This window comes from Deltaproteobacteria bacterium (genome assembly GCA_016178705.1).
Classification (GTDB): domain Bacteria; phylum Desulfobacterota; class Binatia; order HRBIN30; family JACQVA1; genus JACOST01.
In genome coordinates this window covers 696,271-710,416 of record JACOST010000014.1, presented here as the reverse complement: position 1 = coordinate 710,416, position 14,146 = coordinate 696,271, and the positions used below count along the sequence as shown (strand labels likewise).

Below are 14,146 nucleotides of genomic sequence, written 5' to 3'. Positions count from 1 at the left end.
GCAGATCGCCTCTCGCGCATCGTCGGAGACAATGGCGTTTCGATTCAAAATGTCTTCGGTAGGGTGGGCACTGCCCACCGTCCGGAAGCGCGGTGGGCAGTGCCCACCCTACGGCATAGACGGAAAATCATGAGCGATCAGCCATCAGCCATCAGCCACCAACCAGCCATCGCCATCATCGACTATGGCATGGGCAATCTGCGCAGCGTGCAGAACGCGCTGGCGAAGGTGGGCGCGCGGGCGGAGATCGCCCGCGATGTGAACCGCATCGAGGCGGCGGCCGGCGTCGTGCTGCCGGGCGTCGGTGCGTTCGGTGCGTGCATGGACAATCTGCGGACGTACCAACTGATCGACCCGATCAAGCGGGTAATCGCGCGCGGCACACCGTTTCTCGGCATCTGCCTCGGCATGCAGTTGCTGTTCGACGAGAGCGAAGAGTTCGGACCGGTACCGGGCCTCGGAATCCTTCCCGGTCGCGTGGTGAAGTTCACGTCGGATTCGGATCTGAAGATTCCGCACATTGGTTGGAATCAGATCCGCAAGACTCAGAACGTGCCGCACCTCGCTGGCGTGGACGACGGCGCGTTCGTCTACTTCGTGCACTCGTACTACGTCGTACCCGCCGACCCGGCGTTGACGGCGACGAGTACGGACTATGGCGTCACCTTCGCCTCGGCCATCGCGCGCGACAATTTGTTCGCGAGCCAGTACCACCCGGAGAAGAGCCAGGCGGTGGGACAGGTCATTCTGCGAAATTTTTCGGCGCTGGTCGCAGCGCAGAACGCCGGGGATTCACCGTCCATCAGCCATCAGCCATCAGCCATCAGCCACAAGCCAAAGGCCCCATGCTGATCATTCCCGCCATCGATCTCAAAGGCGGTCGCTGCGTGCGGCTGCTGCGCGGCGAGATGGCCGCTGAAACCGTGTACGGCGACGATCCCATCGCGATGGGGCGGCGCTGGGTCAGCGAAGGCGCGGAGTACTTGCACGTCGTCGATCTCGACGGCGCGGTGTCGGGCGCGCCGGTGAACGGCGACGCGATCGCGGCGCTGTGCGCGGCGTTGCCGATCCCGATCGAAGTCGGTGGTGGCGTGCGCACGGTCGAGCGGGCGGCGCAATTGCTGGCCGCCGGCGCGGATCGCGTGATCTTCGGCACCGCCGCGCTGGCGCATCCCGAAGTCGTGGCGCTCGCGTGCGAGCGCTTTCCCGGCCGCATCGCCGTCGGCATCGACGCGCGCGACGGCAAAGTGGCGGTGCAGGGTTGGACGGAAACGAGTCAGACCACCGCGATCGACCTCGCGCGCCGGGTCGAGGCGTTCGGCGTCGTGCGCATCATCTACACCGACATCAGTCGCGACGGCACGCAGCAAGGCGTCAACGTCGAGGCGACGCGTGCGCTGGCCGACGCGATCACGATTCCGGTGATCGCCTCGGGCGGTGTCGGCTCGCTGGCCGACATCACCGCGCTGTTGCCCTGTGCGGCGGCAGGCGTCGCTGCGGTCATCGTTGGCCGCGCGTTGTACACCGGCGCGGTCAAGCTCGCCGAGGCGATCGCTGCGGCGCGAGGAGCGGCGTAGTGCTCGCGAAGCGCATCATTCCCTGCCTCGATGTGAAAGAAGGCCGCGTCGTCAAGGGCGTGAACTTCGTTGGCCTGCGCGACGCGGGCGATCCGGTCGAGGTCGCCGAGCGCTACGATGCCGAAGGCGCCGACGAGCTATGCTTCCTCGACATCACCGCCTCGCACGAACGCCGCAAGATTATTCTCGACGTGGTCGCGCGCACCGCTGAGACCGTCTTCATGCCGCTCACGGTTGGTGGCGGAGTGCGTGAGCTGCAAGATGTCCGCGACCTGCTCAACGCCGGTGCCGACAAGGTGTCGATCAACACCGCCGCGGTGCAGCACCCCGACTTCGTCCAAGCCGCCGCCGAGAAGTTCGGCTGCCAATGCATCGTGGTGGCGATTGATGCGAAACGAGTGTCAGGTTCGCAAGCCATCAGCGATCAGCGATCAGCCATCAGCGCTCCCCGATGGGAAGTATTCACCCACGGTGGGCGCAATCCGACCGGGCTCGACGCCATCGAGTGGGCCCGCCGGATGGAATCGTTCGGCGCTGGTGAGATCTTGCTCACGAGCATGGACCGCGACGGCACCAAGGCGGGTTACGACATCGCGCTGACCCGTGCGATCGCCGATGCCGTGCGCGTGCCGGTGATCGCCTCGGGAGGCGTCGGCACGCTCGACCACATCTACGACGGCCTCACCGCCGGCGGCGCGACCGCCGCCTTGGCGGCGTCGATCTTCCACTACCGCGAGTTCACCGTGCGCCAGTGCAAGGAGTATCTCCGCGGGCGCGGCGTAGCGGTGCGGCTGCTCGCGGAGAGTCAACGCTGAGCCGCCGGCCTCGCTCAATGCCGACTCAATCCGAAGGTCCCATGGTCTCAGGTACAGAGGCCGCCCGACCGCGTGAAGTAGGCACCGCTAATTGTATTCCCGTTGACTGAACCCACCAGGTCTATCTGCGTGTTCACCGCGTTCGACAGCGATCCGGCTCAAAACGCGCCGGATACTCGGCCGCTCTGACCGCCGTTGCTGTTCCACGTGTCCGACCGTTCGCCGCTCAAACTCACAGGGATCGGTGTCTGTGTTGGCGTGACGGTTGGCCGCAGCGTCGCCGTGAACACGACCGTCGCTGTCGGCGTGCGCGTTGTAGTCAGGGTCTGTGTCCGCGTAGGGGGTATCGGGGTTCCTGTCTGAGGGGTCCCGGCGTTGTCGTCGCGGTGGGTAACTGCGTGGCGGTGCGGCGGGTAACTGCGTGGCGGTGCGCGATGGCGTTCCGCGTTGGCCCACGCGTCGGGGCCGCCACTCCGCAATCATACAGTGCGTTGTTGACCGCGATCACGAGGCAATCAACTGTGACCTCGCCGGTTGCGTTGCAATCAAAGCTCAAGTTCATGCACGCGCCGAGCGGCGCAATCCCCAGAGCGATGTTGACCCCGATCACTAGCTCGTCGACCGTGACCTGCCCCGAATTGTCACAGTCGCCCGCGCAGAATCCTACGGTTCGCCGCGGAGTCGGGATGATCGGCGTCGACCTGGTGGGGGAGGGTGTCGCCGTGGCGGTAGCAGTAGGTAGCGGCGTGTCGGAGCCGAGGGGAATGGCAGCGACAAAAAGCTCCGATAGGTGGTCGGGGTTTTCTCCGGTGAGATCCTCATTCGAAATGAAGATCAGATGCCGCCCTGGCCCGTCGAAGGCGAGGTCGCCGGCATAGCGTGGGACACCGGGGAGATCCTGCCGCCCCGAGGAGGTGAAAAGCACGCTCTCCCACTCATCGCCCGAGCCCGAATTGTCGCCCTGCAGGACGGCAATCCGGCTCCCGTCCCCGTTCACCGCGATCTTGACGTCCCAGAAGTCGGGCACATCGAGAAGAAACGTGGGGTCATCGCCGATCCGCTGACGGAAGAGCTTGCGGCCGTGTGCGATGTCGTCGGCATCGCAGCTCGTGAAAGCGGTGAACACCCGGACCGTAGCGTCTCCGCTGAGCCCCACCCCGAGCTGCCGGCCGCACGGCCCGCAGCGCGAGCTTTCGGCAGGCAGGAAGAGCGATACCGTCTGGCCCGTATGAAGGTCGTAGCGGTAGACGCTGCCATCGACCGGACAGGTATCTTTGACATAATACTCTGCAAAGAGAATGAAGCGCCCATCTTCGTTGAGAAAGCCGACCTGAGCCGTAGTCCCCTTGGTCACCTGCGTAAGGGGTTTGCCGTCACGCCACAAGAAGACCTGATAACGCCCATCGGGATTCTGGCCGGTGTAATTGCCATTCGAGACGAACGCGATGGATTTTCCGTCCGAAGCGATCGTAGGCACCTCGTTGTCCACGATCACCGCTCCGGTTACCGTCGAGTTGGTAATCGGCACGAATTCGTTGTTGCGCAGGAGGACGATTTCGAGGTTGCCATCAGCGTTCTGGCCGGTCACGTTGGCCGAGCAGGCCATCACCACCGCACTGCCGTCTCGGTTTGGCCTCGGGAATTCACATTGTCCACTGGTTACGTTGGTCAGCGCGTGGCGCGCCAGGTCCTCGGTCGTAACCTCGAACACGTTCACCTTGTCGTTGAAGACAATCGCTGAACCGTCGTAACTGATCGCTGCGTGGTACAGCCCGTCATCGGACTGCACGTCGGGTGGAAGAATCTGGCGGACGTTCGATGCCCCACGGGTCAGCGCGTGCGTCGGCGGGCGCGGCGTCGCCGTGATCTGCGCCGCTGCCGGTCCGCGCATCACGAGCGACAGGCAACCCGCTACGAGACCACGGAACAGCGAGAGCCGCCGGGCATGCATCGCTAGCCACTCGAATGTCATAGCGACGTACCCCAACGAATCATGACTCACCCTTTCGACATGCGCCCTATCACTTTGACTAGACGACGCCGGCGACCGTACTCCACATTGCGGCGAGTCGTCAATTCGGGGATGCGAAGCGATCGCATCGAGGGTCGCTCTGTGCGAAGCCCGCACACTGATCGTTTCGTTTGCCAGCCTCAGCGGCGCGTGACAGAGTTGGGCATATGGGCGCCCCCGCAACCACCGACCACTACCAAGCGCCGATGGATGTCGTATGGCAGTTCGATTACCTGATCGACATCGAAAAGTTGCGCGAGCTGTACTCCAAGGCGAAGCGATTGCAGTGGGACGCGGAGCAGCAGATCGACTGGACGCAGGCGATCGATCCGTCGCAGCCGCTGATGGACGACGCGCGCTCGACGGTCATGCAGATTCCGTTCATGCAGCGGCTCGACGCTCGCCGCAAGGCGGCGTTCAACGCGCACAATACGGCGTACATTCTGTCGCAGTTCCTGCACGGCGAACAGGGTGCGCTGATGGTTGCCGCGCAGCAGGTCCACGCGGTGCCGGACTACGAGGCCAAACTCTACGCCGCGACGCAGACGATGGACGAAGCGCGCCACGTCGAAGTGTTTGCGCGCTACGTCCGCAAGCTCGCTGAGATCTATCCGATCTCGCCGTCGCTAAAGATCTTGATCGACCTCACCTTGCAAGCCGATCATTGGGTGAAGGTGTGTCTCGGCATGCAGATGATCATCGAAGGATTGGCGCTCGGCGCGTTTCACAACATGCGGCGCACGACCACCGATCCGTTGCTTCGCCAGATCGTCGAGTTGGTGCTGCGGGACGAGGCCCGCCACGTTGCCTTCGGTCACGTATATGTCGCCGAAGCGATCCGCGACATGCACGCCGACGAGCGCGAGGATGCGGCCCAGTTCACCTTCGAGGCGATGCGCTACATGGTCGAGGCCAACGGCGGCGGCCGCCGCCGCGGCGAAGCGACCATTCCCGAGCCGGGGTATCTGCAAGTCTTGGAGCACAGCGATATTGATCCCGCCGACTTCGTCGCCGGCATTGCCGAGGCACGAGCGCAGGGCATCCGACCGGAACGTGCCGTTGGCGCCATTCACGCCTTCAAGGACCTGATGATGCCGGCGCTGGTTCGCGTCGGCGCCGTCACCGAACGCACCCGCGCGCTGTACGCGGAAGCCCAAATCAAAGTGTACGACGACACCACGAGGCTTGAAGCGTTGGAAGACGTATCGTGACTCGTGCTCGTGATTCGTGATCGGGTCGGATCTGAGCCCGACGAGCACGAGTCACGAGCACGAGCCACGATTTCACCAATTCCGCGACAACAGATCGGGCGTGTCCGGAGCCTTCTCGACCACGACGATGCCGTTCTGCGAAACGGTGTGCCGTTCGCAATCGCGGCCGAAGTCTTCGCCGATCGAGTCGCCTGGGGCCACGCACACGTTTTTGTCGATGATGGCGCGGCGCACGCGGGCGCCGGCACCAATCACGACGTTGTCCATCAAGACCGAATCGCGCACCTCGGCGCCGCCGTCGACCACGACGTTGCGGCCGAGGATGGAATCCTTCACGTAGCCGCCGCTCAGTAGACAACCGCTGGCGAGCACCGACTGCACGGCGACACCGCGCCGACCCTCTTCGTCGAAAACGAACTTCGCGGGTGGATCGTTGAAGCGCGCGGTCATGATCGGCCACTGCCAGTTGTAGAGATTGAGCTGCGGCACGACGCTTTTGAGGTCCATATTGGCTTCGTAGAACGCTTCGATGCTGCCGACGTCGCGCCAGTACGCGTACTCACCTTCGTTGAGGCCGGGGATGCGGTTGCGGCGAAAGTCGTACGCGTACACCGGATGCGTGGCGGTGATGGCGGGTAGCACGTCTTTGCCGAAGTCGTACAGTTGAGTGCCGCCGGTGGTCTCGCCGAGCACTTGCTTCAGCACGTCGCCGTTGAAGATGTAGTTGCCCATCGACGCGAACGACTCGTCTGGGCGGCCCGGGATCGCCGGCGGATCGCTGGGCTTCTCGACGAAGCCGGTCACCCGCCACTGATCGTTGACCGCCACCACGCCGAACTGCGTCGCGCTCGCCCGCGGCACCGGAAGGCACGAGACGGTGGCCGCGGCGCCGGTGCGCAAGTGGAAGTCGAGCATCTGGCGGACGTTCATCTTGTAGATGTGGTCGGCGCTGAAGACCAAGACCAAGTCGGCGCCGGAGTCGCGCACGAGGTTGAGATTCTGAAAGATCGCGTCGGCCGTGCCGCGGTACCACACGTCGCCGAGTTTCATCTGCGCCGGCACGGCGCGGATGAAGCCGTCGCGGCCGCCGACGCGCCAGGTCCAGCCGCGTTCGAGATGCTCGACCAGCGACTGCGCCTTGTACTGGGTCAGGATGTAAATCGAGCGCAGGTCGGAGTTGACCAGGTTGCTGAGCACGAAGTCGACGATGCGGTAGCGGCCGCCGAACGGCACCGCCGGCTTCGAGCGATCCTTGGTAAGCGGGTAGAGCCGTTCGCCCTTACCGCCCGCCATGACGAACGCGAGAATGCGTGGCCGTGCCATGGTGGCGGAGTGTATGGAATCCGCAGCGCCGGCTCAATCGGAATCGCTCGCCCCAAAGCGAAGATGGGATGAAACCGCCGATGGGCGCCGATCAACGCCGATGGTCTTCGTTTAACTCGTCGCTCACCATGACGGTCTCAATCACGAAGGATCTCGTATACCGCAGCGGTCACGAGCTGGCGGCCGACAGTTCGCGAGCGTGGGTGATCTCGCGATGCGAGACGGCGCGAACGTGTGACGCCTCAAGAGTGACGACCGCTGCCGTATGTCCGTCGAGCGCGACGAACTCCACCTCGTATGCCCCTCCGTCTCGGTACACGTGCACCACGGTTCCCACGTCGCCGGGTTCCAGATTTTCGTCGGGCACAGCGGCAGTCAAGACAACTCGTTCGTGTTCCTTGATCATATTCGCTCCTATTGCTCGTGTGGATACGCTGTGACGAGCCGCGGTGCGTCCAGCCCGCGTTCGACGATCCAAATGGTGCGAACCGAGTGCGATCGTTTTCCAGCTATCTCCATCGAACCGTCGACAACATACTTCCACCCGTGGTGCGATTCCACCCGTTTCGTGACCTCTGCGATGAGAGCGAGCTTGCGCAATGCCTCTGCCATGGCCTGCCAATTGTCATGGTCGAACCCCAAAGCCTGAAAGAATGCCGCCTTGCCGCCGGTGTGCGGCATTCAAGAGATACTCAGTGATCTTCTCTCGCTCGACTATCGCGCGGGTGGCGTTGGGGAGCTTCATTCCCTGGCGTTCGCGTCGAAGGCGAGGATGGGTGGCCGTGTCATGGTGGCGGAGTGTACGGAATCCGCGGCGCCGGCTCAATCACGAATCGAACTTCCGACACCTTCGTAGAACACCGGCCGCAAGGCCCGCCAATGGCTGACACTGCGTGGCGGCTGTGTGGCCTTTCTGCTACGGTTTCGTCGTGCCCGAGAATATCCAAACCATCGTGCAAGGGGTGTGCGTGTGGGCGCTGCCGGTGTTGGCGGCCGTCATTCTGCACGAGCTGGCGCACGGGGTGGTCGCGTACTGGTGCGGTGACGACACGGCGATGCAAGCCGGGCGGCTGACGCTCAACCCGATCGCCCACATCGATCCGCTCGGCAGCATCGTCATCCCGCTGATGTTGATCGTCACCGGGGCGCCGTTTCTGTTCGGCTACGCGAAGCCGGTGCCGGTCAATTTCGGAAACCTGCGCAATCCCAAGCGCGATATGGTGTTGGTCGCGGGCGCGGGGCCGATGATGAACGTGATCCTGGCGATTCTCAGCGCGGGCGTCCTGAAGCTGATCGTCGGGCTGGCGCCCCGCGGCGAGGAACTAAGCGGGATCGCCGCCGCGGTGCTCACCCCGCTGGCGATGATGGCGGCGCGCAGCGTCGGCTTCAACGTCGTGTTGGCGGTGTTCAACATGCTGCCGATCCCGCCGCTCGACGGGGGGCGCGTTTTGGTGGGGCTGCTGCCGCGCGCGCAAGCGATCGTGGTTGCTCGGCTCGAACGCTATGGGATGATGATCGTCTTCATGCTGCTCATGACGCGCTCGCTCGGCCGCGTGATCAATCCCGTGATCAACCTCTTTATCCGTGTACTGTTGTGAGATAGTGGAGCAGACGTTGGGTGGGGGCGGGGAGCCGGTGGTGAGTCCATTGCAGCCGAAGTTTCCAGCACAGTCGCAGTTACCAGGGATCATTGTCAGCGGCATGCGGCCGACGGCGCAGTTGCACCTTGGCAACCTCCTCGGTGCGTTGCGCAATTGGATTCGCCTGCAGAGCGAACGCCAGTGCTTCTTCTTCGTCGCTGATTGGCACACGCTGACGACAGCGAGCGAGAGCGAAGGACTGGCGCAGCGCACGCGCGACATGGTGACCGATTGGCTAGCCGCGGGACTCGATCCGGAACGCACCGTGATCTTCCGCCAGTCTGCCGTGAAGGAACACGCCGAACTCCATCTGCTGCTGTCGATGATCATCCCGACGCCATGGCTGTTGCGCAACCCGACGGTGAAGGAGCAAGCGCGCGATCTGGGTTTGATCCAAGGCGAAGACGACGCCGAGATGACCAAGATCAACTATGGCCACCTCGGCTATCCCGTGCTGCAGGCCGCCGACATCATCATGTACAAGGCCACCGCGGTGCCGGTCGGCATCGACCAGGCGCCGCACATCGAGATCACCCGCGAGATCGTGCGCCGCTTCAACAACTTCTATGGTCCGGTGTTTCCCGAGCCGGACACGCTGCTCACCGAGGTGCCCAAGATTCCCGGCACCGACGGCCGCAAGATGAGCAAGAGCTACAACAACGCGGTCTACCTCTCCGACTCCGCCAAAGATGTCGACGCGAAGTTGAGCCGCATGATGACCGACCCGCGGCGTGTGCGGCGCACCGACGCGGGCGAGCCCAACGATTGCCCGGCGTTCAACCTGCACCGCATCTATTGCACCCCCGACGAGATCGAGTACGTGACCGCCGGTTGCCGCACCGCCGGCATCGGCTGTCTCGAGTGCAAGAAGATCATGATTAAGCACGTCAACGCTGAACTCGATCCGCTCCGCGAGCGCCGCGCCGAATTCGAGCGCCACCCGCAGACGGTCACCGATGTCCTCGAACAGGGTAACCAGCGTGCTCGCGCCGTCGCTGAGCAGACGATGGCCGAAGTCCGCTCGGCGATGCACTTGGACTAGTGGGCGAGTGAGTGACGATGAGTGACGAGAGCCAAGAATTCATCTCCGACGCGGCCGACGACGACGAGGCCGTCGGATCGCGGACGCCGCCGTATCGCGTCAAGCTCGAAGTCTTCGAGGGACCGCTCGATCTGTTGCTGCACTTGATCAAGCGCGAGGAGGTCGAGATCGTCGACATACCGATCGCGACCATCACCGACCAGTACCTTGCCCACCTCGACGTGATGCGCGATCTCAATCTCGACATTGCCGGCGAGTTTCTGGTGATGGCGGCGACGCTGACGCTGATCAAGTCGCGTCTGCTGCTGCCGCCAACCGAGGGTGAAGGCGACGACGAGGAGGAAGTCGATTCGCGCGCTGACCTCGTGCGGCAGCTCCTCGAATATCAACGCTTCCGCGAGGTGGCGCAGCAACTCGGCGAGCGCCCGTTGCTCCGCCGCGATGTCTTCACACGCGAGCCTTCGCTCGATGAAGTCGAGCCCGCTGCCGATGAGGGCTTGCCGCAGATCCGCGCCAGCATCTGGGATCTGCTCACCGCGTTCCAGGCCGTACTCAAGCGCGCGCGTCCCGAAGCCGTCCACGAAGTCATCACCGAGCGCATCTCGTTGCGCGACCGCGTGCAGTCGTTGTTGCAGACTCTCAGCATCGCCAAGTCGATCGAATTCGACAGTCTGTTTGACGAGGACGCGAGCCGGATGGAAATTATCGTCACGTTCCTCGCCGTGCTCGAACTGATGCGCATGCAAGCGATACAGGCGGTGCAGGAGCAGCTCTTCGATCGCATCGTCATCACACTGCGGGTGGCGGACATCCGCAGCGTCTCGCTCGACTTGTCCGACGAATACGAGGGGGGAATTGTCGCAGCCGAATCCGTAGTGGCAGAGGTTGCGGCAGGGGAGGAAGTGGACGATGAGTCTCACGATGGATGAGGTGGACGAGCAGACCAAGCCGATCGACGACCCGATCGAGTCGGAGGACATCGGCGAGATCGACGCCGCCGCGGAGGCCGAACCGACGACCGATGCGGCAACCGAGTTCTCGCGCCTCGACTCGATTGTCGAAAGCATGCTGTTTGCCGCCGGCACCCCGGTGGCGCTGCGCCGTCTGGTGCAATTGCTCGACGGGCCGAGCGCGAAGGAGATCATCGCCGCGGCCAAGCGTCTGCAGCACGCGTATGACCACGCGCATCGGGGTTTGCGGCTGGTCGAAGTGGCCGGCGGCTACCAATTTCGCACCGCGCCGGAGAACGCCGACTGGGTTCGCACGCTGTTACGCGAGAAACCCGCGCGCATCGGCCGCGCGACGTTGGAGACGCTCGCGATCATCGCGTATAAGCAACCGGCGACGCGGGCGGAGATCGAGGCCATCCGTGGAGTCGATGTCGAGGGCGCGCTGACGTCGCTCCTCGCCAAGCGGTTGATCAAAATCGCCGGCCGCAAGGAGACCGTGGGCCGGCCGCTGCTCTACACGACCACGCCGGAGTTCCTCGAAGTCTTCGGCCTTAAGGACCTCAACGACTTGCCCGCCCTGAAGGAGCTAACAGCCGGTGAAACCAGCAACGACACGTCCGAGACCTCCGTCCAAACCGACGACGGAACCGAAACATCCCACGATCCCGGTGCGCTTACAGAAGCTCCTGAGTCAGGCCGGCGTGAGTTCGCGGCGGATGGCGGAACAATTGATCCGCGCGGGGAAGGTGCGGATCAACGGCCGCGTGGTGACGGAACTGGGAACGAAGGCGGACCCGCGGACGGATCGGATCAGCGTTAACGGCCGCGCGCTGCCCACCGTCACCGATCTGCACTACATTCTGCTCTACAAACCCGTCGGCGTGGTGACCACGTTGTCCGATCCCGAAGGCCGCACAACAGTGCGCGACCTGTTGCCGGACGTGCGAGTGCGCGTCTTCCCGGTCGGACGACTCGATTTTCACTCCGCCGGTCTGCTGCTGCTGACCAACGACGGCGAGCTGGCGCAGCGGTTGACGCATCCGCGCTACGGCATCGCCAAGACCTATCGCGTGAAAGTACGGGGCACGCCGGACGAGCCGGTGTTGCTGCGCCTGCGCACGGGGGTGCGCATCGAAGGCGGCCTGACCGCGCCGGCGGAAGTGCGAGTGATCGAAGCGCGCGACAAGAAGGCGTGGCTGGAGATCGTCGTGCGGGAAGGTCGCAAGCGCGAGATTCGTCAGATGTGCGAGCAGGTCGGCTTGTCGGTGGAGAAGCTGGTGCGCATCCAACTCGGCCCGCTGCACCTCGGCAAACTTGCTCCGGGCGCGCATCGCGCACTGACATTTCGCGAGATCACGGCGCTGCGTACCGCAGTGGGGTTGTGAACCTGGAGGCTTCGCATGACGATTGAAACCCGTGACGTTGATGGCGGTGTTCGCATTCTGACGCTGAATCGCCCGCCGGCCAACGCGATCAACGCTGAGTTGATGAACGACCTCCACACTGTGTGCGAGGCGGCGAAGAACGATGGTGCCGTTCGGTCGGTGATCGTCACCGGTAGCGGGAAGTTCTTCAGCGGCGGACTTGATCTCAAGATGCTGACGACCGCCGCCCAAGGCGGCACCGGTTCGGGGTTCGGGAGCAAAGACGGCGTCTTCAGTTTGTGGACGCTTTCCAAGCCAACGATTGCGATGGTGAACGGTCACGCGATCGCCGGCGGCGGAATCATTTTGCTCGCTTGCGACGTGCGCATCGCCGCGCGTGGCAACGCCAAGATCGGCCTCAACGAGACCGCTATCGGCCTGCCGTTACCGACCGGCGCGTTCGAGATCACCGCGCTTGCGCTCAGCAATCGGCAAGCACGCACCATCATGCTCGACGCCGAGTTGCACAACCCCGACCGCGCCCGCGATCTCGGCATGCTCGACGACGTCGTCGAGCCGTCCGATCTCGAGCGCGTGTGCATCGAGAAAGCGCGCCTGCTCGGCTCGTACTCACAACCCGCCTACGCTCACACCAAGCGCCTCCTGCAGCAACACGCCGTCGACGCAGTCGTCACTGAAACCGACGCCCAACGCCGCGCCACCTTCGACGTGTGGACCTCGCCCGAAACCATGCAGGCGTTGATGAAGCAGTTGTCAGGGATTTCGTCGAGCGGCCTGAAGAAGTGAAGGACCTCCTTCGCAGCAAAGAATGACCGGCCCGATCGTGACCTCCGGTCTAAGTAGTTCGGAAAGCTCGAAGTGATCGGCCTATGACAGTCGTGTGATCGAACGCCTTGAAGCGGGCACCGACTCTCCGGCAAGGTTGACGCCGTGTCGGTCGGCCGGACCACAACTGCCGCACCAATGAGCCGCCGCCACGGTGCTCGGAACGCAATGAACTCGCGCGAAACATCGACGGCGACTTTGCTCGTCACCTACGGCGGGCTGCGCACGGTGCTCTTCCCGATTCCGATCATCACTATCTTCTGGAAGGACCAGATCGGGATGTCGCTGACTGACATCATGCTGCTGCAGACGATGTTTTCGATCGCCGCAGTCCTCTTCGAGTTTCCGTCGGGCTACGCGGCCGATCGACTGGGACGCCGCACGTCGCTGTTGATCGGGGCGGTCCTGTGGATCGCCGGCTGGCTGCTCTACGCGATGGGCACGAGCTTCATCGGGATGATTGCTGCCGAGGTCGTGCTCGGCGGCGGAATCGCCTTTGCCTCGGGGGCGGACAGCGCGTTGCTGTTCACCGCCCTGCAACAGTCTGATCGGACCGGCGAGTATCCCAGATGGGAAGGGCGTCTGCGGGCGGCGTCCCAGACCAGCGAGGCGATGTCTTCGGCTCTCGGCGGTTACCTCTATGCGCTCAGCCCGCGTCTGCCGTTTTGGCTGCAACTGCCGTTCGCACTGATGACCCTTGGAACGGTGACGGCGATGCAGGAACCACCGCGGGAGCATGCCTCGCAGCAAGTCTCGCACATGGTCGAAGCGTGGCGGATCGTGCGGCATACACTGCTCCACCACGCACGACTGCGCGCGGCAGTCGCGCTGAGCGTCGTGCTCAGTCTGTCGACTTTCGTCATGGTCTGGCTGATCCAGCTCTACATGCAGAGCCGGGGCATTCCGGAGTTCTGGTTCGGCCCGTTGTGGGCATTCGCCAGTCTCTATCTCGCGTCGGTGTCGCTCTTCAGCGCGCGCGTGGCGCAGCGGACGAGCCGCAATGCTGTCTTGTTCGCCTGTTGTCTGCTGATCCCGATCGGCTACGGCGCGCTTGCTTTCAGCACGTCGGCGAACGCCGTGACCTTCTACCTGTGCTTCATGACGATCCGCGGCTTGCAAGCGCCGATTCTCGTCAGCGCCCTGCAAAATGATGCGCCCGACGACACGCGCGCGAGTGTGCTGTCGTTGAACGCGCTCTGCTTCCGCTTGGGCTTTGTTCTCATCGGACCGCCGGTGGGCATGCTCGTCGATCGGCTCGGCATGGAAACGACTCTGATGCTGCTGGGCATCGTGTTCTCCACCGCGGCGCTCGCCGCGTTCAGCGCCTTTCGGCGCGCGCACGCGCTCGCGACTTGACGCGTGGCCCG

At 63.8% G+C, this 14,146-nt stretch carries 14 protein-coding genes and 1 pseudogene; 11 read left to right on the top strand and 4 right to left on the bottom strand.

From position 1 onward, the window contains the following. Positions 1-129 precede the first annotated feature (129 nt). The 3 genes from hisH to hisF are packed head-to-tail and all read left to right on the top strand — an operon-like array spanning position 130 to position 2,392. Positions 130-852, top strand: coding sequence for an imidazole glycerol phosphate synthase subunit HisH (hisH, locus tag HYR72_11295; protein MBI1815555.1), 723 nt, complete (start codon positions 130-132; stop codon positions 850-852). Then, complete coding sequence (gene hisA, locus HYR72_11290; GenBank protein ID MBI1815554.1) at positions 846-1,577, top strand: 1-(5-phosphoribosyl)-5-[(5-phosphoribosylamino)methylideneamino]imidazole-4-carboxamide isomerase; 732 nt, start codon at positions 846-848, stop codon at positions 1,575-1,577. The genes hisH and hisA overlap by 7 nt, the downstream gene beginning before the upstream one ends. Continuing rightward, entirely contained in the window at positions 1,577-2,392 is an 816-nt protein-coding gene (hisF, locus tag HYR72_11285) for an imidazole glycerol phosphate synthase subunit HisF (GenBank protein MBI1815553.1), read from the top strand. Before hisA ends, hisF begins: the two co-directional genes overlap by 1 nt. A gap of 319 nt (positions 2,393-2,711) precedes the next feature. Here hisF and HYR72_11280 read toward each other — a convergent pair whose 3' ends face one another. After that, complete coding sequence (locus tag HYR72_11280; GenBank protein MBI1815552.1) at positions 2,712-4,364, bottom strand: PD40 domain-containing protein; 1,653 nt, start codon at positions 4,362-4,364, stop codon at positions 2,712-2,714. Positions 4,365-4,570: 206 nt separating this feature from the next. Between HYR72_11280 and HYR72_11275 the strand changes: the two genes are divergently transcribed. Continuing rightward, on the top strand, positions 4,571-5,614 hold the full coding sequence (locus HYR72_11275) for a ferritin-like domain-containing protein (GenBank protein ID MBI1815551.1): 1,044 nt from the start codon (positions 4,571-4,573) through the stop codon (positions 5,612-5,614). A gap of 72 nt (positions 5,615-5,686) precedes the next feature. On the opposite strand, the gene glgC is transcribed toward HYR72_11275, so the two are convergent. The 3 genes from glgC to HYR72_11260 all read right to left on the bottom strand — a co-directional run bounded on the left by glgC (position 5,687) and on the right by HYR72_11260 (position 7,618). Continuing rightward, positions 5,687-6,937: a glucose-1-phosphate adenylyltransferase gene (gene glgC, locus HYR72_11270; protein ID MBI1815550.1), complete on the bottom strand. Its 1,251-nt coding sequence runs from the start codon at positions 6,935-6,937 to the stop codon at positions 5,687-5,689. Positions 6,938-7,106: 169 nt separating this feature from the next. Continuing rightward, positions 7,107-7,343 carry a DUF4926 domain-containing protein gene (locus HYR72_11265; GenBank protein MBI1815549.1) on the bottom strand — a complete coding sequence of 79 codons (237 nt, stop codon included), beginning with the start codon at positions 7,341-7,343 and terminating at the stop codon, positions 7,107-7,109. Between the two features lie 8 nt (positions 7,344-7,351). Beyond that, positions 7,352-7,618 carry a hypothetical protein gene (locus HYR72_11260; GenBank protein MBI1815548.1) on the bottom strand — a complete coding sequence of 89 codons (267 nt, stop codon included), beginning with the start codon at positions 7,616-7,618 and terminating at the stop codon, positions 7,352-7,354. Between the two features lie 248 nt (positions 7,619-7,866). On the opposite strand from HYR72_11260, the gene HYR72_11255 reads away from it, so the two are divergent. The 7 genes and pseudogenes from HYR72_11255 (at position 7,867) to HYR72_11225 (ending at position 14,135) form a co-directional block, all read left to right on the top strand. Beyond that, positions 7,867-8,535, top strand: coding sequence for a site-2 protease family protein (locus tag HYR72_11255; GenBank protein ID MBI1815547.1), 669 nt, complete (start codon positions 7,867-7,869; stop codon positions 8,533-8,535). 103 nt (positions 8,536-8,638) lie between these two features. After that, positions 8,639-9,619 (top strand): tryptophan--tRNA ligase, encoded by a 981-nt coding sequence (gene trpS / locus HYR72_11250; protein MBI1815546.1) that lies wholly within the window; start codon positions 8,639-8,641, stop codon positions 9,617-9,619. A gap of 17 nt (positions 9,620-9,636) precedes the next feature. After that, positions 9,637-10,548 (top strand): segregation/condensation protein A, encoded by a 912-nt coding sequence (locus HYR72_11245; protein ID MBI1815545.1) that lies wholly within the window; start codon positions 9,637-9,639, stop codon positions 10,546-10,548. Then, positions 10,541-11,158: pseudogene (scpB, locus tag HYR72_11240) on the top strand (SMC-Scp complex subunit ScpB). The gene HYR72_11245 and the pseudogene scpB overlap by 8 nt, the downstream one beginning before the upstream one ends. A 73-nt stretch (positions 11,159-11,231) precedes the next feature. Beyond that, on the top strand, positions 11,232-11,954 hold the full coding sequence (locus HYR72_11235; GenBank protein MBI1815544.1) for an rRNA pseudouridine synthase: 723 nt from the start codon (positions 11,232-11,234) through the stop codon (positions 11,952-11,954). 15 nt (positions 11,955-11,969) lie between these two features. Next, positions 11,970-12,740 carry an enoyl-CoA hydratase/isomerase family protein gene (locus HYR72_11230; protein MBI1815543.1) on the top strand — a complete coding sequence of 257 codons (771 nt, stop codon included), beginning with the start codon at positions 11,970-11,972 and terminating at the stop codon, positions 12,738-12,740. Between the two features lie 207 nt (positions 12,741-12,947). Further along, the gene (locus HYR72_11225; protein ID MBI1815542.1) at positions 12,948-14,135 is read left to right on the top strand and encodes an MFS transporter; all 1,188 of its coding nucleotides are present in this window, start codon (positions 12,948-12,950) and stop codon (positions 14,133-14,135) included. The last annotated feature ends 11 nt before the right edge of the window (positions 14,136-14,146 follow it).